At 46.1% G+C, this 21685-nt stretch carries 15 protein-coding genes; 14 read left to right on the forward strand and 1 reads right to left on the reverse strand.

Annotation, left to right across the window (positions count from 1 at the left end; genetic code table 11):
- Positions 1–6: 6 nt before the first annotated feature.
- Complete coding sequence (locus M3593_RS16415) at positions 7–888, reverse strand: hypothetical protein (RefSeq protein WP_144475064.1); 882 nt, start codon at positions 886–888, stop codon at positions 7–9.
- Between the two features lie 265 nt (positions 889–1153).
- On the opposite strand from M3593_RS16415, the gene M3593_RS16420 reads away from it, so the two are divergent.
- From M3593_RS16420 to M3593_RS16485, 14 genes are all read left to right on the forward strand, one after another.
- On the forward strand, positions 1154–2071 hold the full coding sequence (locus M3593_RS16420; RefSeq protein ID WP_251543805.1) for a DMT family transporter: 918 nt from the start codon (positions 1154–1156) through the stop codon (positions 2069–2071).
- A gap of 350 nt (positions 2072–2421) precedes the next feature.
- Positions 2422–3189 carry a 3-hydroxyacyl-CoA dehydrogenase gene (locus M3593_RS16425; RefSeq protein WP_251543803.1) on the forward strand — a complete coding sequence of 256 codons (768 nt, stop codon included), beginning with the start codon at positions 2422–2424 and terminating at the stop codon, positions 3187–3189.
- 130 nt (positions 3190–3319) lie between these two features.
- Complete coding sequence (locus tag M3593_RS16430) at positions 3320–5143, forward strand: LysM peptidoglycan-binding domain-containing protein (protein ID WP_251543800.1); 1824 nt, start codon at positions 3320–3322, stop codon at positions 5141–5143.
- A gap of 124 nt (positions 5144–5267) precedes the next feature.
- Complete coding sequence (locus M3593_RS16435) at positions 5268–7316, forward strand: sigma-54-dependent Fis family transcriptional regulator (RefSeq protein WP_251543798.1); 2049 nt, start codon at positions 5268–5270, stop codon at positions 7314–7316.
- A 420-nt stretch (positions 7317–7736) separates the two neighbouring features.
- A complete protein-coding gene (locus M3593_RS16440; protein ID WP_251543797.1) occupies positions 7737–9260 on the forward strand; it encodes a class I adenylate-forming enzyme family protein in 1524 nt (507 codons plus the stop codon).
- Positions 9261–9289: 29 nt separating this feature from the next.
- Entirely contained in the window at positions 9290–10435 is a 1146-nt protein-coding gene (locus M3593_RS16445; protein WP_144475058.1) for an acyl-CoA dehydrogenase family protein, read from the forward strand.
- Between the two features lie 31 nt (positions 10436–10466).
- The gene (locus M3593_RS16450; RefSeq protein ID WP_144475057.1) at positions 10467–11621 is read left to right on the forward strand and encodes a thiolase family protein; all 1155 of its coding nucleotides are present in this window, start codon (positions 10467–10469) and stop codon (positions 11619–11621) included.
- A gap of 332 nt (positions 11622–11953) precedes the next feature.
- A complete protein-coding gene (locus tag M3593_RS16455; protein WP_251543794.1) occupies positions 11954–13525 on the forward strand; it encodes a fatty acid--CoA ligase in 1572 nt (523 codons plus the stop codon).
- An 18-nt stretch (positions 13526–13543) separates the two neighbouring features.
- Entirely contained in the window at positions 13544–14638 is a 1095-nt protein-coding gene (locus tag M3593_RS16460) for a CaiB/BaiF CoA transferase family protein (RefSeq protein WP_144475055.1), read from the forward strand.
- Positions 14639–14662: 24 nt separating this feature from the next.
- Complete coding sequence (locus tag M3593_RS16465) at positions 14663–16282, forward strand: long-chain fatty acid--CoA ligase (protein WP_144475054.1); 1620 nt, start codon at positions 14663–14665, stop codon at positions 16280–16282.
- Positions 16283–16960: 678 nt separating this feature from the next.
- Complete coding sequence (locus M3593_RS16470; RefSeq protein ID WP_144475053.1) at positions 16961–17242, forward strand: autorepressor SdpR family transcription factor; 282 nt, start codon at positions 16961–16963, stop codon at positions 17240–17242.
- A 1-nt stretch (position 17243) separates the two neighbouring features.
- Positions 17244–17876, forward strand: a complete 633-nt coding sequence (locus M3593_RS16475; RefSeq protein WP_251543792.1) for an SdpI family protein — start codon at positions 17244–17246, stop codon at positions 17874–17876.
- Between the two features lie 172 nt (positions 17877–18048).
- Positions 18049–19773 (forward strand): ABC transporter ATP-binding protein, encoded by a 1725-nt coding sequence (locus M3593_RS16480; protein WP_251543790.1) that lies wholly within the window; start codon positions 18049–18051, stop codon positions 19771–19773.
- Positions 19767–21566: an ABC transporter ATP-binding protein gene (locus M3593_RS16485; RefSeq protein ID WP_251543788.1), complete on the forward strand. Its 1800-nt coding sequence runs from the start codon at positions 19767–19769 to the stop codon at positions 21564–21566. Before M3593_RS16480 ends, M3593_RS16485 begins: the two co-directional genes overlap by 7 nt.
- Positions 21567–21685 lie beyond the last annotated feature (119 nt).

Consider the following 21685-nt stretch of genomic DNA (forward strand, 5'->3'; position numbering starts at 1 on the left):
TCCCTTTTAATTAACGTTATCCGTGACAATCGCGTCGGTATACGGTAAAAAAGCAGGAGCTTTTAACGGTGGTGGGGAAGGTGGGGCATTTACCCACTGGCTCTGAAAAACAGCGACCCTTGACGTAAACGGCTGCAAGAGGCTTAAATGGAATGTTTCATCCCAAATGAACCATTTATCGCTTAAAAAGGTGTTCGAATTTCCATAACTTGTCCTGTCGCCGGATGGCCCCCCTGAAGCCTTCGTGCGTGATGGAGGGTTAGGCAGGTTGTCTCCTTTAGGATACCTCTCGTTTTGGGATGAATCCTTTTCATCCTTTTTCACATGAGGTATTTTTCTGCTTTCCGTCTTTACTGGTACTTTGACAATGGACGGTTTCTCTGCAGACTCCTTAGAAGGATCAAGCTTTTCCTCCAAACCAGGTGATTTACGCTTTGTTTCTTTCACGTACTGATCTTCATTATGTATGGATTTTAACGCACCTTTTTTGTTTTGATTATTGCTGGGCTTTTGTTTATGTTTCGCCTGATTAGTTTTTCCGGTCCTCGATGCATTGGTGTTTTTGGGCTGTGTTGCTTTCTCATTTTTCTTAAATGATGAAGCATTCCCATTCATTTTCACTGCCTCGGCCGGATTTTCTTTAGGCTTGGCCTGGAAAGGTTTCTGGACGATTTCTTTCTTAATCGGCTGGTTTTTGACCGCAGGTTGTGCAGGAGATTTTCCGGAGTTCTTGGCAATCTCTGCCTTGTCTGGCACAGAAGCCTGCTCAGCCGCCGCAGGCTGTTGTCCTTTTCCGGCATTTGGCCCTTTTTCAGCAAAAACCATGTCTGGCACCAACAAAGCAATACCAGTAATAAAGCCAGTAATGATTAAATGTCGGAAGTGCATCCTTTCACCTCCTTTCAAAGCAAAAATCTGTCTCAGGAATACCATTCCGGTATTCAAACCTGTTTTTGTCGGTTTTTGCTGCATTTTAAAAGAAACCGTTCTTTTAACCTAGCAGTCTACTCGAGGGGATGATTCAAATTTCCTTTCTTTTTGGTACTTATTATTCAGGTGGTAAATAATTGGCATTACTTTCTCTTGCCCTTTTTAAAAAAAGGAGTAGAATGGAAATTATGCTTTAATCGTTTAAATGAAAGAAGGATACATCATGAAAAATTTAAAAATATATATGATTCTTACCGGTGTCATGTTTCTGTGGGGACTCAATGTAACGGGACTTAAAGTAATCGTGGGGAATTTCCCGCCGATTACGATTACCTCACTTCGTGTATTCACTGCGGGAGTCTCGGTATTTATCATTCTCTTTTTCTTTAAAAAAGTCCGGCTGCCTTCAAGGAAAGAGTGGAGTTATATTATTGGCGGCGGCATCCTGAATGTAACTGGCCACCATTTATTCCTGGGAATTGGATTAAAAGTGACTTCGGCTGTTAACGGTGGCTTGATTCTTGGACTGGGGCCATTGTTAACCGCTTTAATGGCTATCTTATTCCTGGGGAAAAAGCTGACATTTGTCCGGACTCTTGGATTTATTTTCGGTGGTATTGGCGTCACGCTGACTGTGCTGGCAGGTGAGAAAGGGCTTTCGGGCATGTCAATTGGTGATTTCTATGTGTTTATTTCCATTGTTTCGCAGGCGATAAGCTTCATCATAATTTCCAAAGCAGCGAAAACACTAGATCCTCGTCTATTGACCGGATATATGCTTGTCTTCGGCTCACTCTTATTGTTCCTAATCGGGTTATGGAAGGAGCCAGGTGGATTGGCGAGCCTTGGAAATGCTTCAGCAGGAATATGGGGAGTATTTTTTGCGTCAGCGATTTTCGCTACAGCAGTAGGGCATATGCTTTACAATTATGCCATTGGCCAAACCGGACCGGCCGAGGCGTCAATCTTCCTGAACTTGAATACATTCCTATCCATCCTGTTCGCTGCCATCTTCCTTGGGGAAAGGATCACATCATCCCATTTGCTCGGCCTGATCTTCATCGTCTCAGGCGTCATATTCGGATCAGGAGCACTGGAGGAACTGATGCTCAGGAACAGAGCGAAACGAAATGCAGCTTAATAGTGTTGAGGAGGCAGGGCTTCGGCTCTGCTTTTTTTTGCATGGGGTACTGTTATTTATAACTAGTTTTGCAGACAACATTTGTTCCAACCGGAAATAAATCTGCCCCAACCGGGAATATATTTTGTTTCAACCGGGTTTAATGCCGAATATCATAGTAAAACAAAAAAACACCTTCAAATTTCAATTTCCTTCTAACAAAAGTATAAAAGTGTCCATTCTTCAGAAAAAACTGTCCTGATTTTGGACAGCTGTTCTTCGAAGTATCTTTATTTTCAATGTAACTAGCATTGGCATGATTCTTGCTTTCTATAACAATATAACTTTATAAAAGTGGAGGTCAGGCGAAAATGAAAATGAGCGAAACAAAAGCGATTGTTACCGGAGGAGCATCCGGGTTAGGGGAAGCGACTGTCAGGAAAATCATCGGGCAGGGGGGAAAGGCTGCGATTCTGGATTTATCAGTGGAACGCGGTGAAACTCTTGTAAAGGAACTTGGGGAACAGGCAGTTTTCGTACAAACAGACGTAACGAGTGAAGAAGATGTAAGAAATGCTATCAATAAAGCAATCGAGTCATTCAGTTCGATTAACACGGTGGTAAACTGTGCCGGGATTGGGGTTGCAGGAAAGCTGCTATCAAGAAAAGGCGTCCATTCGCTGGACATGTTTTCAAAGGTCATTTCCATCAACTTGATTGGAACCTTCAATGTCATCCGGCTTGCTTCCGAGCAGATGTCCCAGAATGATCCAAATGAACTCGGCGAGAGGGGAATCATCATCAATACGGCCTCCGTTGCCGCGTTCGACGGCCAAATCGGCCAGGCGGCATACAGTGCTTCAAAAGGCGGGGTGGTCGGTATGACGCTGCCAATTGCAAGGGAACTTGCTGCATACGGCATCAGGGTGATGACGATAGCTCCCGGCCTATTCCATACGCCAATGTTCGACTCGCTTCCGGCAGAAGCAAGGGACTCGCTTGGAAAAATGGTGCCATTCCCGCAGCGGCTTGGTTACCCGGAGGAATACGCTCAGCTTGCTGAAAGTATTATTATGAATCCAATGCTTAACGGTGAAACAATCCGTCTTGATGGAGCAATCAGGATGCAGCCGAAATGATGAAAAGCCCTTTCCTGTCAAAGGAGAGGGCTTTTTCTTATGGTAAAAATTTCGCGTTGTTGAAAATGCAGAAAACAAATATGATATTTTTGTAATATAACATTTCATCAGAGAGCAGGGGACAATTAGAGTGACAACGAATTTTTTTAGAATTTTCATGCTTTTATTCTTAACAGCGGCAGTTTCTTTCCCGCAATTCGCTTCTGCAATGGCTGAGGTCATATCTTTCAGTCAATCTACCGGAACTGTTGCGTACCAGGGAAACAGTGTACCTGGATATGTTACGTTTGAGCTGAAAACGAGTGAACCGACTCGCGGGCATATTTTAGCGGTAGGCAATGGTGTCCAGACTCAAATCAACCTATCAAGTACAGATTTTAAAACAGTACATAGAATAGATTGGGTGCCATGGGATGATACGAAGAAAGCTCCATTGCCTCCGGGTGAATACCAGCTAAAGGCGTATTTATCAGACCAGGGCTATAACCAGATGCAAGGTTATCCGCTCGGAAAACTGACCGTTGTGGCGGAGACGAATCCAAAGCCATTATTCGATCAGGTTTCGATTAATCCTTCCATGTTTTCTCCGAAATACGGAGGAGCGGAAAATGTACAAATTCCTTTCAACTTGAACCGACCGGCTGAAGTACAACTGAGCATCTGGCAAAATGGTGCCGAAGTTTACGCTGGAAGCAAAATGAAGCTTTTGCCTGGCAGCAATTCCGTAAACTGGAACGGAACGGATAAGGCAGGACGAGTTGTTGCGGACGGAACCTATGATGTCTACTTTAACTACATCGAGACTGCATTTAACTACCCTGCAACGAAACAGTCAGCACAAAAAGCAGGAACGGTCTCCATTAAGGACGGCGACTACAATATACCTCAATGGAGATTGAAAGAAGTTGTTACGGACGCTGTCTTCACCTCTGATATCATCAGCCCGGACGGTGATGGTGTGAACGACACGGTCACAGGGAAATTCACATTGGCAGAGCCGGCAAAAGTATCCGTCTATATTGCGAACGCTGCTGGCGCGCATATGAAAAATGTTGTTGCAGGTCAGTCATTCCCGGCGGGAACACATTCTTTCACATGGGATGGAACCGACTTTAATGGCGGAAAAGCCGTAAACGGAAACTATTTTATAAAAGTCATGGTAATTGAAGGCAGTAACACCGGCTATATCTCTTTTACAGATTCAGTCAGGTTTGAAGGCGGCTATGAGTTCAAGGCCCTTCAGCCTGAAAAGCGAGTGAGGGTAACCTCTGAGACCGCGAAGCTTTCGATCTATCCAATGAGTCAGGGATATACGGCTGTAAAAGGCGATACTTTCCCGTTAATGTCCGAAACAGTTGAAAATGGCCGGTACGAGGTGCTGGTCAAAGAAGGTGTAACCGGTACGATCAATGTAAGTGATGTGGAGCTTGTGGCTGAATCCACTCCGCCGGCAGTTCCTAACACGATTGATTACACCGTGGCGAGCGGCGACACACTATGGAAGATTGCTGCTAAGTTCAACAGCAGCATTTCCGATATCGTCACACTGAATGATCTTGATCCAAATCAGTATTTATATGTTGGGCAAAAACTGAAGGTGCCAGCTCCGGCTACACCTGAACCGACACCACAGCCAGTGGTATATACGCTCCAAACAGGAGACACTCTCTGGAAGATTGCCCAAAAATATGGCACAACAATTGATGCCATCGTGAAAGCGAATAATCTGGATCCGGCCAAGTATTTGTATATCGGACAGAAACTTACTATTCCATCGACAACTGCTCCGGAACCGCCGGCTGCCCAGCAAGTCATCCATACAGTTGTAAGTGGAGATACACTGTGGAAAATCAGTGTTAAATATGGCACAACCATCGATGCGGTTGTGAAAGCAAATAATCTAGATCCGGCAAAATACCTGTATATTGGCCAGAAACTCACCATTCCACGCTAAAAATCATCACCTGCTCCTCACCTGGGGGCAGGTTTTTTCATGGCTAATAAGTGTACTTTCCCCAACAGTGTTATATAATTAAAGTTATAATATTCAGAAATTTTTAACTGGAGGGGGGAAGTTAATGCTTGAATTCAGGGATATCGTCACCCCTGTTGACTGTCTGGTCACAGAGACAACAACTTTGCAGGAGGCAGTGGAAATCTTCAGGGAGAAGAAATGGAATCTCCTGCCCGTTACTGATACTGAAAAGAACCTTCTGGGAGTTTTTACCCGCAGCGGCTTGTATCAAATGATCCTTGAAGGCAGTCCCCTTGAAACGGCAATACTTCCATACATAAAGAAGGAAGCTAGATCCATTCGAATCGACACTCCTTATCGCGAGATCGAGCAGATTGTAAAAACAAGCAAGGTTGGTACCGGCGTGGTGCTGGATGAACAGGATAAAGTCATCGGTTTACTGACCAAGACCGAAATGGTGGTCGCTTTGCTAAAATCTGCGAATACCCTCAAGGACCAACTGGAAACAATCCTTCAGCACTCCAATATCGGTGTGCTCATGACTGACGGCAGGATGCAGATGATTTATGCAAATGAAGCTTTTACGAAAATCAGCGGACGGACTCTTGATTCAATTATATCCAGGAAGCTCGGCGATATTTTTCCTGGGTTGCTGAATGGAGATGACACTCCTCATCATTATGAAAAATTTAAATCGATTCTTCATATCTCTTCCTATGAAACAGTGAACCATGAAGAAGGGAAAATCCTGTTATTCCAGGATATTTCTGAATTTGAAAAAATGGCAGAAGAACTCGAGACGGTTAAAAAGCTTAAGCTGACAATCGAGACGACACTCGAGAATGCATATGATGGAATCCTGATGACGGACGAAAAAAACATCATCACCATGGTCAGCCCGCCATTGCTCGAACTGTTCAACCTGGAGAAAACAGAAGTTTTATATAAACCAGTCGAGCAAGTCCTTCCGCAACTGAAGCTTGGCAATGTGTTCCGGTCGGAAATGGCGGAAGTCAGCGACTTTAACGAGTTGAACGGTATCCGATATATTGTCCATCGAATTCCAATCAAGAAGGATGGCAAGGTGATCGGAGCGATTGGCAAAGTGATGTTCCGCCAGTTGAATGAGGTCAGCGAGTTGTTCAAGCGACTTCAAAAAGCCGAGAACAAGGCAAGCTTTTACCACCAGCAGCTGCAGAAATCCGAGTCGGCCAGGTTCACATGGGACCATATTTTCAGCAAGGATTCTTACATGGAAAAATTAAAGAAAAGTGCAGCCAAAGCAGCGAAAGGCAGATCCACTGTATTGATTAGAGGTGAAAGTGGTACAGGGAAAGAATTGTTCGCACATGCCATCCATAACAGCAGTGCCCGAAGTGAAGGGAAATTCGTTGTCGTCAATTGCGCAGCCATCCCTGAAGACCTGCTAGAATCCGAGTTCTTCGGTTATGAAGAAGGTGCCTTTACGGGGGCGAAACAGCGCGGCAAGATTGGGAAGTTCGACCTTGCCAATGGAGGCACGCTTTTCCTCGATGAAATAGGCGATATGTCTCTGTCCCTTCAGGCCAAACTGCTAAGAGTCCTGCAGGAGCGAGAGTTTTACAGGGTAGGCGGAAATGTGCGCGTGAAGGTCGATGTCCGTATTATCGCTGCGACAAACCGTAACCTGGAAGAGATGGTAAGGCAGGGGGAGTTCAGGGAAGACCTTTACTACCGACTGAATGTCATTTCCTTGAATATTCCGCCGCTGAGGGACCGCGTTCAGGATGTTGAGTATTTGATTACTGAATTAATGAAAGAATTGAACTCCATGCTGGGTACGAGCATCACCGGCATCTCATCACAGGCAAAAACAGCACTCCTTCGCTATGAATGGCCGGGCAATGTGCGTGAATTGCGGAATGTCCTGGAGCGCGCAATGACCTTTGCCGAGCATGGGAAAATACAGTCAGAGGATCTGCCGGATTACTTACTGTCGCAACTATCCAGCCCACTTATCGAACAAATCAGACTTGCAGAAGATGCCGAGCTTGGCGCGATCAGAAAGGCCCTCTCCCAGACAAACGGAAACAAGGCAAAGGCAGCAAAACTTTTGGGGATCAGCCGTTCAGGATTATATGAAAAAATAAAGAAATACCAGCTGAGCGTATAGCATGTCATTTGCGAACTGGAAAAAACACGTGTTTTTTTCCAGTTCGCCAATAAATCTTGGAAATCGCCAATAAAGTTGTGAACTCCGCCAATAAAAATAAAAAATCGCTAATATATCCATACCGGATCCATTATAAAACTGATTTAACACCAATTATGTTGACTCCTTATAATTAAATGAGCCAAAAGGCAGGATTTTCTTCTCGATAAGTTGTCATGCTGAATTTTATAAGCGATATTCCGTCGAATTAACATTCTCGCTATATGTCCAAACATGGTGTCCAATTTCCGGACACTATGATGTACATTCATATCGATTCCTGCCTGGAAATACCGCATCTATCATTTTTAGAAAATTGGCATAATTATTGCATATAAAAAATGAATGCGTTTTCTAATATAAAAAGGGGGGAAGCTTTATATGGATATTGGGTCATATCTAGCGCAAAATGCCAGGAAAACACCAGAGAAGCTTGCGATCGTGTGTGAGGGAAGGAGCTTTACGTACCAGCAGTTTAATGAGGAAGTGAACAAGCTTGCCCATGGGCTGCTCAGTCTGGGGATTCACAAAGGCGATAGAATTGCTTTAATGATGAAGAACTCTGCTCAGTTTGTGTTTGCATTTTTTGCAGGTGCTAAAATCGGGGCGGTCATTGTGCCGGTGAATTTCCGCCTGACAGCCTCAGAGGTTCATTACATACTGGAACAGTCCGGGACTGTGCTGGTAATTTGCGATGATGAGTTCGAGGAGATCATCACTTCAGCAGGCGAAGGAACAAATGCAGCCCATGTCATCACGACTGGAACCCCAAAAGCAGTTGGACATCATTCATTCGAAAATGTCCTTTCAAAAACTATCACTGATCCACAAATTGATGTTAGCGATGATGATGACCTTGAAATCCTGTATACATCAGGGACGACCGGCAGGCCAAAAGGAGCACTGTTTGACCATAAACGAGTATTCAATGTTGGCCTGACAATGATGATCAGCATGGCCATTAACCAGGAGGAACGTATCCTCCACATCGCCCCGCTGTTCCACTCGGCACAGCTTAATTTATTCCTGATTTCAGGTGTCATACTGGGAGCAACCCATATCATCCATCGCGAATTCCACCCGGTCACAACCCTGCAGGCGATTCAACAGCATAAAATCACCCACTTCTTTGGGGTCCCTGCCATGTACAACTTCATGCTCCAGGTTCCTAATGCAGGGGATTATGATCTTTCATCGATTAAAAGATGCGGCTATGGTGCTGCGCCAATGGCCCCCGAACTCGTACGGAAGAGCATGGAATTATTCAGGACTGATCAATTTTATAATCTGTGCGGACTGACCGAAGCTGGTCCTGGCGGCATCCTGCTTGGTCCTGAGGGACATAAACACCATCTGGGAAAGGGAGGGAAAGCTGCTTTCCTCACCGAAGCCAGGGTGGTGGATGAAGAAGAAAAGGATATCAAGCCTGGTGCTGTCGGTGAGTTCATCATCAAAGGCGAATCGATTATGAAAGAATACTATAAAAAGCCCGAAGAGACGGCAAAAACAATCAAAGACGGCTGGCTTTATACCGGTGATCTGGCAACAGTCGATGAAAACGGATATATCACACTCGTTGACCGGAAAAAAGACATGATCATTTCCGGCGGGGAAAATGTATACTCCATCGAGGTGGAAGAAGTACTTTATGAACACCCGGCCGTATTGGAGGCAGCAATTATCGGTATGCCTGATGAAGTTTGGGGTGAAGCCGTCTGTGCAGTCATTGTGCCTAAGAAGGATGCGGTTGTTGATGAGCAGGAGTTAAAGAGTTTTTGCCGCCAAAAACTTGCAGGCTATAAAGTTCCGAGAAAAATATTTATTGAAGAAGCATTGCCAAGGAATGCTTCAGGTAAAATCCTGAAATACCAGCTTCGCCAGAAACTGAATGAAGTGAAACTTTAATAGTTTGATAGAAAGAGGGAGATAAAAAAATGAAACACCCTTATTTAACGAATGACCATGAAATTTTCCGCAGGTCGCTTAGGAAGTTTTTAGAGAAGGAAGCATATCCTTTCTACGGCCAGTGGGAAGAGGAGCGGATGATTCCGCGCTCCTTCTGGGAGAAAATGGGCGAGCAGGGCTATCTTTGCCCTGATATTGATGAGGAATACGGCGGCAGTGAAGTAGACTGGGGCTTTGCGGTTGTCATCAATGAAGAGCTCGAGCGTGTAGGCTCAGGACTGGTTGGAGTAGGATTGCATAATGATATTGTTGTTCCGTATATCACCGCATATGGAACAGATGAACAGAAAAAACGCTGGCTGCCAAAATGTACGACTGGCGAGATCATTACCGCGATTGCGATGACAGAGCCGGGTACCGGTTCGGATCTGGCGAATATCCAGACGACAGCAATCCTTGATGGTGACCACTATATTCTAAATGGGCAAAAAACCTTCATCACCAACGGCATCCAATCTGATTTGATTGTCGTTGCCTGTAAAACCGATCCTAAAGCGAACCCGAAGCATAAAGGAGTCAGCTTGCTTGTCGTTGAGCGTGACACACCAGGTTTTTCACGAGGGAGGAAACTGAATAAGGTTGGGCTTCACTGCCAGGATACGGCAGAGCTCATATTCGAGGATTGCCGGGTACCTAAGGAGAATCTGTTGGGTGAGGAAGGTAAGGGATTCCTCTATTTAATGGAAAAGCTTCAGCAGGAACGCCTTCTGGTTGCGATTGCGGCACAGACAGCGTCTGAGGTCATGCTCAAGCAGACGATAGAGTATGTCAAAAGCCGTGAAGCCTTTGGCAAACCTGTCAGCAAATTTCAAAACACGCAATTCAAGATTGTTGAGATGGCGACAGAAATCGAAATGGGCAGAGCTTTCCTTGACCAGCTGATTGCCGAGCATATCGAGGGCAAGGATGTGGTCACAAAGGTATCGATGGCGAAGTGGAAGCTGACAGACAGCGCGAGGAAAATTGCCGCGGACTGCATGCAGCTGCATGGCGGTTATGGATATATGGAAGAATACGAGATCGCGAGAAGATTCCGTGATATTCCAGTTGCCAGCATCTATGCCGGGACAAACGAAATCATGAAAACTATCATTGCTAAAAACCTTGGATTATAGACTAACAGAAAATCAGAAAGGAAGATGAAGCATGCGTGAAGTGGTAATCGTCGAAGCCGTCAGGACACCTGTCGGCAGGAGAAAAGGGTTGTTAAAGGATATCAGGCCGGATGAACTGGCTGCAGGAGTTTTGAAAGAGGTTGTGAAGCGGGCTGGGATTGATGCGGGACTGGTGGAAGATGTCATCTTTGGCTGTGTGACACAGTCAGGAGAACAGGCCGGAGATATTGCCAGGGTAGCCGCTTTGACTGCTGGTTTCCCGATTGAAGTTCCAGGAACGACCATTGACCGCCAATGCGGATCCAGTCAGCAGGCAGTCCATTTTGCTGCCCAGGCGATTCTTTCGGGGGACATGGATGTCGTCATTGCCGGCGGCGTTGAAAATATGACCCGTGTTCCAATGGGGTCGAATTACCAGGACGCCAACCCTTTCAGTCCTAAATTAAGAGAACAATACGAGATGATCCATCAAGGACTATCAGCAGAACGGATTGCGGAGAAATACGGTTTTACCCGCCGGGAGCTTGATGAATTCTCTGCGGAAAGCCACCGCCGGGCTTTGAAGGCGCAGGCTGAAGGTTATTTTGAAAAAGAAATCATGCCGATGGAGGTCACACTAGAAAATGGTGAAACGATTTCGATGACGGAGGACTCAGGGCCGCGTGAAGGAACGACACCTGAAGTGTTGGCCGGGCTGAAAACGGTGTTTAAAGAGGATGGTGTCATCCATGCAGGGAACTCGAGCCAGATCAGTGACGGAGCAGGAGCGCTGCTGTTGATGAGCCGTGAAAAAGCAGAAGAGCTGGGCTTGAAACCGCGCTTCAAGGTCCACACCAGGGTAGTGGTAGGTTCAGACCCGACACTGATGCTGACAGGCCCGATTCCTGCCACAGAAAAGGTCCTCAAAAAAGCCGGGCTAAAGCTTGAGGACATCGATGTATTCGAAGTCAATGAAGCGTTCGCACCTGTCCCGATGGCATGGCTGAAGGAAACAGGCGCAGACCCAGCGAAGCTGAATCCGAATGGAGGGGCAATTGCGCTCGGTCACCCTCTTGGAGCAAGCGGCGCCCGCCTGATGATTTCGATGATGCACGAACTGGAGCGTACCGGCGGCCGATATGGCCTGCAAACAATGTGCGAAGGACATGGCATGGCGAACGCCACCATAATTGAGCGGTTAGATTAATAGATTCCTAAATACTCATTGATGCTCGAAGTTCAAAGAAAATAGAAAAACAGGTCACCAATAAGGTCTATTGGCGCCTGAAAACAGCGGAAAAAGGGAAAAAGGTCACCAATGAGGTCTATTGGCGCCCGAAAACAGCAGAAAAAGGAAAAAGAGGTCACCAATAAGGTCCATTGGTGCCCGAAAACAGCAGAAAAAGGAAAGACAGGTCACCAATGAGGTCCATTGGCGCCTGAAAACAGCAGAAAAGAGAAAGAATAGGTCACCAATGGAACTTCCATATACAGCTACTCTGAAAAGCATAAAACGACATTTTATTAGGAGGAATGCAAATGAGCACAACGATCGGCAAGATTTTTGACCTGACCGTAATGAAGTTCCCGAACAAGGAAGCCCTCTATGATGTCCGCAAGAATGTCCGCTTTACGTACAGTGAATGGAATGACGAGGTGAACAGGCTCGCCAATGCGCTTCTTGCTGAAGGAGTGAAGAAGGGGGACCGTGTATCAACATTCACTTTCAATACTGAGGAGCTGGGCACAGCGTTTTTTGCATGTGCTAAGATTGGCGCAGTCTTCAATCCTATCAATTTCAGGCTGCTGGGGGAAGAGGTTGCGTTCATCCTGGGAGACGCTGCGCCGAAGGTTGTCCTTTTTGAGAAAGCGGTGGAACCGGTCATTGCTTCGATTGAAAACAGGTTCCCGCATATCTCTTTCTGGTATATCGACGAAGATACGCCTGATTATGCCCAGAGCTACCATGAAAAAGTAAATGCGGCAGATACGAAGCAGGTTCAAGTTGAAGTGAATGAAAATGACCTATACGCAATTATGTACACAAGCGGTACGACTGGGAGGCCAAAAGGAGTCATGCACAAGCATCGCAATATGGTTGAGCAGAGTATGATTGTTGTCGGTTCAACTAAACTGGGTGCGAATGATAAAGGATTGGTGACTGCGCCAATGTTTCACTGCGCTGAACTGCATTGCGCCTTCCTGCCTAGAATCCATGTCGGCGGCAGCAATGTCATCCTTCATCAATTCGCTCCAAAGAAAGTACTCGAGCTGATTGATTCGGAGGAAATCACGAAGTTCTTTGCCGCTCCAACAATGTGGAATATGCTTTTACAGGAGAAGCTATCAGACTATAATATCGAAAGCCTGAAGCTGGGATTGTATGGAGCCGCCCCGATGGCACCCTCCCTTGTCCATGCCTGCCATGATCAGCTTGGCATCAAGCTTGTCCAGGCGTATGGGATGACGGAAATGGGACCGGCCATCACCTTTCTTTCTGAGGAAGACCAGTTGACAAAAGCAGGTGCTGCTGGCCAGGCATGCCTGAACCACGAAATCCGGATTGTCCGCCCGAATGAGGATGGACCGTCCGATCCCGAAGACGTCCTTCCGCCTGGCGAAAGCGGTGAAATCATCGTCCAGGGTCCATGCATGATGTCAGGCTATTTCAATCGTGAAGAAGCAACAGAAAAAGCGATGTACAAGGGCTGGTACCATTCAGGTGATATTGGCTACCTCGATGAAGAGGGTTATCTGTGGGTGAAGGACAGGGTGGATGACATGATCATCAGCGGCGGTGAAAATATTTATCCTCGCGAGGTCGAGGATGTTCTCCATGCCCATGAAGGTGTGCTTGATGTGGCGATTGTCGGGCAGCCGGATGACCGCTGGGGTGAATCTGTAACAGCCTTTGTCGTGAAAAAAGATCTGCAGGTAACGGAAGAAGCGTTGGATGAATGGTGCAAAAACAGTGACAGCCTGGCAAATTACAAACGCCCGCGCAAGTATCTGTTCGTTGAGGCACTGCCACGGAATGCGAGCGGGAAAATCCAGAAATTCATGCTGCGCAAGCAAATGGAGGAATTGTTTTCAAAAGGACAGCCGACTTAGTGGAAAGGATTTTCAATCATGTTGAATGGTATTAAAATCGTCGACTTCACGAATTATATCCCGGGCCCTTTTGCAACCCTGAGGCTGGCGGAACTTGGGGCGGAGATTGTCAAGGTTGAAGCACCCGGCGGAGACCCGGCAAGGAACACTGGACAAGGATATGTCTTCAACGCCCATAACCGCGGTAAAAAAAGCATCGTAATCGATTTGAAGCAGACGGAAGGAAAAATGCTTGCCCTTGATTTGCTTGCGGAGGCGGATGTCATAGTTGAAAGCTTCAGACCAGGAGTGATGGAAAAGCTGGGTCTTGGCTATGGGGACGTAAAAAAGCACAACCCGGCCATCATCTATTGCTCGGTGACCGGCTACGGTTCAGGTGGAGAAATGAGCGGACTCGGCAGCCATGACCTGAATTACATGAGCTTGAGCGGGGCTTTGGCCCAGTTGAAGGACAGTACAGGAAGGCCGGTTCATCCAACCCATACTTTTTCCGACTATATCGGGGGATTGGCTGCGAGTGAACGGATTCTCGCAGCGCTGGTAGCAAGGGGGAGAACTGGAGAGGGAAGCTATCACTGTATCGCGATTGCCGACAGTATGGCTTCCCTGATGGCGAATCATGTGCTGATCGAAAAAGAGACGGGATACCAGCATGGCGTTTCAGTCCTGAACGGTACTGTCATCGGCTATGGGATTTACGAAACCAAGGACGGGCGCTATGTCAGCCTTGGGGCTCTAGAACCAAAATTTTGGAGTAATTTTTGCCATGCTGTTGGCCATCCGGATTGGCAGCCTGCGCATTATTCCAAACCGGAAGAATCCAATCCTGTCTACCTGGAGCTTGTTCAGTTGTTTAAAAGCAAATCGTTGTCAGAGTGGGCGGGATTCGGCATGGAAGTTGACTGCTGCCTGACCCCTGTCCTTGAGGCAGGCGAGTTGTCGGACTATCCATATTGGAAGGAAAAGAGCTTCATCCTGCCAGAAGGCCAAATTAAAATGCATGGCGATTTGCCAGCGCGGGAGAGTACGTCCTCTCCTGAAAAAGGAGAACAGACAGAAGAAATTATAAAAGAGTGGCTAGGTGCAGAAATCAGGTTAAATAAGAATTCTTAGTGAGCGGAAGGGGAATGGACGGTTATGATGAATGTTCCATTGACAGTAGGATCTCTTTTGGAAAGAGCAGAAAAGTTTTTCCCGAAAAAGCAGGTAGTGTCGAGGACACTATCAGGTATTCACCAATTCACCTACAAGGAAATTGGCGAGCGGACCCGCAGACTTGCCAGCGCGCTTGAAAAGCTTGGTATCGAAAAAGGTGACCGTGTCGGCACTTTTGCCTGGAACCACCATCGTCACCTGGAAGTTTATTTTGCTGCACCTGGGATGGGAGCTGTGCTCCATACGATCAATATCCGACTATCTCCCGAGCATGTCTCATATATTATCAATCATGCTGAGGACAAGGTTTTGCTTGTCGATGAGGATCTTGTGCCGTTGATTGAGCGGAGCAAGGATCAATTTAAAACGGTGGAAGCATATATCATCATGACCGACAAAGACGAGCTGCCGGAAACAACATTGGAACCTGTCTATTCATATGAAGAATTATTGCGGGAATCAAGTCCAGAGTTTGAATTCCTAAAAGATTTAGATGAAAATGATCCGGCGGGAATGTGCTACACTTCAGCCACAACCGGCAACCCAAAGGGGGTTGTTTACTCCCATAGAGGTATCGTACTCCACAGTTTCGCGTTTGGTCTGGCTGATACTGCTGCATTATCGGAAACAGATGTCGTCCTGCCGGTTGTCCCGATGTTTCATGCCAATGCCTGGGGTCTGCCTTTCGCCGCGACATGGTTCGGTTCGACCCAGGTGCTTCCCGGCCCGCTGTTCACCCCGAAGCTGCTGGCAGATTTGATTGAACAGGAGAAGGTCACCTTCACCGCAGGAGTACCGACAATCTGGCTAGGCCTGCTGAATGAACTTGAAAAAGGAAGCTATGATACATCATCGCTCAGATCGATTGTTTGCGGAGGTTCTGCTGCACCGCGCGGCATGATCAAAGCATTCGAAACGAAGTACAAAATCCCGTTCCTGCACGCATATGGCATGACTGAAACCACTCCCCTGGCAACAGTTTCCCGTTTGAAGAGCTATCAGGTTGGGCTAGAGGAAGATGAAATCCTCGACATCCGTTCAAAGCAGGGGCTGCTCGTTCCTGGCCTGGAGATGAAAGTCATCGGAGGAAATGGTGAAGTAAAGTGGGATGGAGAAGAAATGGGAGAACTGCTGCTGCGGGGGCCATGGATTGCGGACGAATATTATAAAGATGAACGATCAGCAGATGCATTCCGTGATGGCTGGCTTTATACAGGCGATGTCGCCACAGTGGATGAAGAAGGCGTCATCAAGCTTGTTGACCGGACAAAGGACTTAATCAAGAGCGGGGGCGAATGGATCTCATCCGTTGACCTTGAAAACGCCCTTATGGCGCATGATGCCGTGTTCGAAGCAAGTGTCGTAGCCGTTCCACATGAACAATGGCAGGAACGCCCGATTGCCTGTGTCGTCCTTAATGAGCAATACAAAGGTCAGGTCGACAAGGATGAGCTGCTAGAATTCATTGCACCCCAGTTCGCCAAGTGGTGGCTGCCAGATGATGTAGTGTTTATGGAAGAAATCCCGAAAACCTCCGTCGGAAAATTCCTGAAGCGGGCATTGAGGGACCAATTGAAAGACCATCTGGTGCAGAATTCATAATGAATAATAACGGGAAAGTGCTGCTTGTGGGTGCGATTAGTTCATAAAGGTGCCCTTATGAGAAGGGAAACTCCAGTATAAGCGCACGAAAAGGAGAGAAAGGTGCCCTTATGGGAAGGGAAACACGTGTATAAGGGTACGAAAAGGAGAGAAAGGTGCCCTTATGGGAAGGGAAACACGTGTATAAGGGTACGAAAAGGAGAGAAAGGTGCCCTTATGAGAAGGAAAACTCCTGTATAAGGGTGCGATAAGGAGAGAAAGGTGCCCTAATGAAAAGGGAAACTCCTGCATAAGGGTACGATAAGGAGAGAAAGGTGCCCTTATGAAAAGGGAAACTCCTGCATAAGGGTACGAAAAGGAGAGAAAGGTGCCCTTATGGGAAGCGAAACTCCCTTATAAGGGTACGAAAAGGAGAGAAAGGTGTCCTTATGGGAAGGGAAACTCCTGTATAAGGGCACGAAAAGGAGAGAAAGGTGCCCTTATGAGAAGGGACATTCCTGCCTAAGGGCACTATTAACTCTTAAATGTAACCTTAGTGAATAACCTAATAAATGAGCCGGCTGTCAAAGTGCAGCCGGTTTTAATTTGAAAAAGAATTGCAAAAATCAGGAAAATGATTTAGTATTTAGTTAAATAACTAAATACTTAAATTATCTCAAACAAAGGGAGGTCTTTAGCTTGAATGATGCTTTCAAAGCACTTTCAGACCCTACCAGAAGAAAGATCCTCGATCTGTTGAAGGATAGGGATATGACTGCTGGAGAAATCGCAGACCAGTTTAACATGACAAAACCGAGTATCTCACAACACTTGAAGCTGCTGAAGAATGCCGGTTTGATCCAGGATGAGAAGCAGGGACAGTTCATCATTTATTCTCTTCATACGACTGTCTTCCAGGAGCTCATCAGCTGGGCGTTCAGCTTTACAGAAAATAATAAAGACCGGGAAGGGGAAAAATAAAATGAAAAAGCATGTATTGCCTTTGACTATGATCGGCCTCCTGATCCTTGCGTGGATTATTGCGTTTCCGAAGCTGCCTGAACAAATGCCGATTCACTGGGATGTAAACGGGGAAGCAAATGGTTTTGCTTCTAAGCTCAATGCAATGTTCTCTACACTTGGTATCATGGTGATCCTGTATATATCCATGGCTTTCTTGCCAAAAGTAGATCCAAGGAAAACAAACTATAAGTACTTCTCGAAAAGTTATCGCATTATATTAAATGCCATTATAGGAGTCCTTTTTGTCATCAACATACTGATGCTGGCAAATGCGATTGGGTATGATGTCCCTTTTGGCAGTATCGGCCCGCTGGTCGTCGGAATTATCTTTATGATCCTTGGAAACTATATGCCTCAGGTCCGGTCTAACTTTTTCATTGGCATTCGAACTCCATGGACACTCAGCAGTGATGAAGTATGGAAAAAGACACATCGGGCTGCTTCAAAAATCTTTTTCTTTGGCGGTCTGGCCATGATATTGGCTACCTTCGTTCCTGGTTATTGGAAGGAAGCAGTGCTTTTCAGCGTGATTGCCTTTACCGTCATTGCGCCTTATATTTATTCTTACGTTCTTTTCAATAGAAAGCTATAGAGATACCAAAGAAAGGAACTTGATGTCGGGGAGGAACAAATGTTGACGGTCCAAAAAATGGATCGTTTTTTTTATCTTTCAATTCAAAAAATTCACCAAAAAGAGTATGATATAAGGTATAAAAATTCGGAAGACGAAATAACGTTATTGGTCAACTGGGGGTACGTTTTCTATGAGTATATTTTCATTTGTAAAACCATATCGCATTCCAATCGCAGCTGCACTAAGCTTAATGCTTATCGAATTGGCTGTTGAACTTTTCCAGCCGCTTTTGATTGCTAAGATTATCGATGAAGGAATTGTCGCAAGGGATCTTGACACGGTCATCAAATGGGGCGGAGTCATGCTTGGAATCTCCTTTCTTGCCTTTGCATCGGGTATTGCGAACTCGTTCATAGCTGCCCGTGCAGGCCAAAGTTTTGGCTTTGACCTTCGAGAAAAGCTGTTTGCGAAAGTCCAGGCTTTTTCGTTCACAAACTTCAGCCATTTCCCCTCCTCTTCTTTGATCACGAGGATCACCAATGATGTGACCCAGCTGCAGAATACGTTCTTCATGAGCCTGCGGATTGCGATGCGTGCCCCACTTCTTGTGATCGGGGGAATCATCATGGCCATGATGGTTCATGTGAAATTGGCCCTGCCGTTTGTCATCATCATCCCGCCACTGTTGATTTTCCTAATTTGGATCATGAGGAAGGCTGCAGGTTTATTTAAAAATGTTCAGAAGCGTCTTGACAGAGTGAATGGCGTAATGAGGGAAAACCTTGTTGGCATGAGGTTGATCAAAGCTTTTGCCAGGGGGAATTATGAAGGTACTAGATTTGAAAAAGCGAATAATAAACTAAGAGAACGAACAGTGTTTGCTTTGAGGGTGACTGAAGCAACGATTCCAGTGCTGCTGCTATTCATGAATTTAAGCGTCATTGCGGTTCTATGGTTTGGAAAAATAGACGTTCAGTCTGGCAGGGTGTCTGTAGGTGAAGTGGTCGCGATCGTGAACTACGCTGCGAGGATTACTGCTGCTTTTTCAATGTTTTCATGGATCATAATGGTATTCTCACGTTCCAGGGCATCGGCTGAGCGTGTAACGGAAGTACTGAATGAGGGAGTCGATCTTGAAGATACCGCTGGAAGCCAGGATGTATACGGAATTTCTGCAGGTAAAATTGAGTTTGATAAGGTCTCATTCCAGTTCCCAGACACCAATATTCCGATTCTTGCAGATTTATCGTTTAAGATCGATCAGGGAGAAACCGTAGCGGTCCTTGGAGCGACCGGTGCGGGAAAAACGGCAATGTTCCAGCTTATCCCGCGCTTATACGATGTAACAAGCGGAGAAATCCGAATCGATGGCAAGAATATTAAGGATCTTAAGCTTAAAAGTCTCAGGGAGGGAATCGGCTACGTTCCTCAGGAGGCATTGCTGTTCACCGGATCGATCAAGGAGAACCTCGCCTGGGGCAAGCAGGATGCGACCGAAGAGGAGTTGGTCAAAGCAGCATCAGATGCCCAAATCCACGAAACAATCCAGAAACTGCCGAACAAATATGATACGCTTCTCGGGCAGAAAGGTGTCAACCTTTCGGGCGGACAGAAGCAGCGATTATCCATTGCTCGTGCATTGATTAAAAAACCCAAAATCCTTCTGCTCGATGACAGCACTAGTGCGCTGGATTTAAAAACAGAAGCAAAGCTGCTACAAGCCATAAGCAAATATGAGTGTACAACAGTCATCATTACACAAAAGATCAGCACCGCCAAGGAAGCTGATAAAATTCTCTTGCTGGAAGATGGAGCTTTAATTGGCTATGGCGACCATCAATACCTGCTCAAACATTCTTCGCTTTATCAGGCAATCAACAACTCCCAGTTCGGGGAGGTGAAGGCAGGATGCTAAAAAGGCAAAGAGAAAACAAGGCAGGCAGCAATAAAAGTACGGTTAAGGGGATTGGACCGACAATCAGGAGGATCTGGTCCTATCTTGCAGGCCAACGGAGCCTGCTGATCCTGGTCCTGTTAATGGTGGTGGCGAGTTCAGCACTTGGATTGCTGGGCCCATTCTTGATCGGATGGGGCATCGATCAGTATTTTGCGACAGAATCAGCTGATGGTTTCACTTGGCTATTAATCGGCCTAGGTGCAGTTTACGTGATGCATTCCTTAACATTGTGGTTCCAAAGCTACTGGATGATCGGCATCGCTCAGAAGACTGTCTATATAATGAGGAGGCAGCTCTTCAGCCATTTTCACAAGCTCTCGATTGATTTCTTTAACAAACGCCAGCATGGAGAGCTGATGAGCCGGGTCACCAATGATATCGAAAATGTCAGCGCGACCCTGAATTCCTCTGTCATCCAGATTTTTTCGAGCGTGCTTACCCTTGCGGGAACATTGGCGGTCATGATTTGGCTGAGTCCTTTGCTTACCCTGGTGACGATGATTATCGTTCCATTGATGTTCATGGGGATGAAGTGGATTACGAGCCGTACCGGCAAACTATATAAGGAACAGCAGCGCAGGCTTGGAGAGATGAATGGATATATTGAGGAAACAATTTCCGGACAAAAAATCATCAAATCCTTTTCCCAGGAACCAAAAGTCATTGAAGAGTTCCGCATAAAAAATCAGCAACTGAAGGAATCAGGTTACTGGGCACAGACATTTACAGGCTTTATCCCGAAATTGATGAATATGCTCAATAACCTTAGCTTTACCATCGTGGCAGGAGTGGGCGGTTTCTTCGCCTTAAAAGGATATGTAACGATTGGGACAATTGTTATCTTTACCGAATACTCCCGACAATTCACAAGACCGTTGAATGATCTGTCGAATCAGTTCAATACCTTGCTGTCAGCTGTTGCAGGAGCCGATCGTGTCTTTGACATCATTGATACGGAGGAAGAGGCTGTAGACGAAAAAGGAGCTGCACCTCTCCTTGGCATCACCGGAAAGGTCGAGTTCAAGGATGTATCTTTTTCCTATGAAAAGGGGGGAGATACCGTTTCTGATTTGAATTTTAACGCAGAACCTGGCCAAACGATTGCATTGGTTGGCCCTACGGGTGCTGGCAAGTCGACAATTATCAACTTGATTTCGCGTTTTTATGAACCAGATCAGGGGATGATTATGATTGATGGGCACGACAGTAAGAAAATCACCCGTGACAGCCTGAGGAAACAAATGGGATTCGTCCTCCAGGATTCATTTTTGTTCCAGGGAAGCATCAGGGAGAATATTCGATATGGAAGACTGGATGCTTCCGATGAGGAGGTAGAGAAGGCTGCCAGGGCTGCAAATGCCCATTCCTTCATTCAACGATTGCCGGAAGGGTATGATACTGAGCTTAGCCAGGATGATGCCGGGATAAGCCAGGGGCAAAAGCAATTACTATCGATTGCCAGAGCCATCCTTGCTGATCCTGCGATTTTGATACTGGATGAAGCGACAAGCAGCATTGATACAATCACTGAGTTGAAAATACAGGAAGCCCTCCAGCATCTGCTGAAGGGAAGAACAAGCTTCATCATTGCCCACCGCTTGAATACGATTAAAAATGCCGATCAGATTATCGTTATAGAGAATGGACAAATCATTGAAAAGGGCAGTCATGACGAATTGCTGGCACAAAAAGGTTTTTACCATGAACTTTATACAAGCCAGCTTGAAAAGAAAATGTTAATGAATTCATAGCAGGGAGCCTCAGGGCTCCTTTTTTTATGTTCACAATGCTAATATATGACAAATTTCCCGGGGAATAGAGGAATCATGAAAACTTTGTCGTATTTCTAAAAGTGGATATTGCGTTTGGG

This window comes from Mesobacillus sp. MER 48, assembly GCF_023714225.1.
In the GTDB taxonomy this organism is placed as follows: domain Bacteria; phylum Bacillota; class Bacilli; order Bacillales; family Cytobacillaceae; genus Mesobacillus; species Mesobacillus oceanisediminis_A.

Excerpts from the sequence above, each read along its gene's own strand:
- M3593_RS16445 (WP_144475058.1), top strand. The coding sequence starts at position 9,290 with ATGAAACACCCTTATTTAACGAATGACCATGAAATTTTCCGCAGGTCG.
- M3593_RS16425 (WP_251543803.1), top strand. The coding sequence starts at position 2,422 with ATGAAAATGAGCGAAACAAAAGCGATTGTTACCGGAGGAGCATCCGGG.
- M3593_RS16480 (WP_251543790.1), top strand. The coding sequence starts at position 18,049 with ATGAGTATATTTTCATTTGTAAAACCATATCGCATTCCAATCGCAGCT.
- M3593_RS16435 (WP_251543798.1), top strand. The coding sequence starts at position 5,268 with ATGCTTGAATTCAGGGATATCGTCACCCCTGTTGACTGTCTGGTCACA.
- M3593_RS16455 (WP_251543794.1), top strand. The coding sequence starts at position 11,954 with ATGAGCACAACGATCGGCAAGATTTTTGACCTGACCGTAATGAAGTTC.
- M3593_RS16485 (WP_251543788.1), top strand. The coding sequence starts at position 19,767 with ATGCTAAAAAGGCAAAGAGAAAACAAGGCAGGCAGCAATAAAAGTACG.
- M3593_RS16440 (WP_251543797.1), top strand. The coding sequence starts at position 7,737 with ATGGATATTGGGTCATATCTAGCGCAAAATGCCAGGAAAACACCAGAG.
- M3593_RS16460 (WP_144475055.1), top strand. The coding sequence starts at position 13,544 with ATGTTGAATGGTATTAAAATCGTCGACTTCACGAATTATATCCCGGGC.
- M3593_RS16450 (WP_144475057.1), top strand. The coding sequence starts at position 10,467 with ATGCGTGAAGTGGTAATCGTCGAAGCCGTCAGGACACCTGTCGGCAGG.
- M3593_RS16475 (WP_251543792.1), top strand. The coding sequence starts at position 17,244 with ATGAAAAAGCATGTATTGCCTTTGACTATGATCGGCCTCCTGATCCTT.
- M3593_RS16415 (WP_144475064.1), bottom strand. The coding sequence starts at position 888 with ATGCACTTCCGACATTTAATCATTACTGGCTTTATTACTGGTATTGCT.
- M3593_RS16465 (WP_144475054.1), top strand. The coding sequence starts at position 14,663 with ATGATGAATGTTCCATTGACAGTAGGATCTCTTTTGGAAAGAGCAGAA.
- M3593_RS16420 (WP_251543805.1), top strand. The coding sequence starts at position 1,154 with ATGAAAAATTTAAAAATATATATGATTCTTACCGGTGTCATGTTTCTG.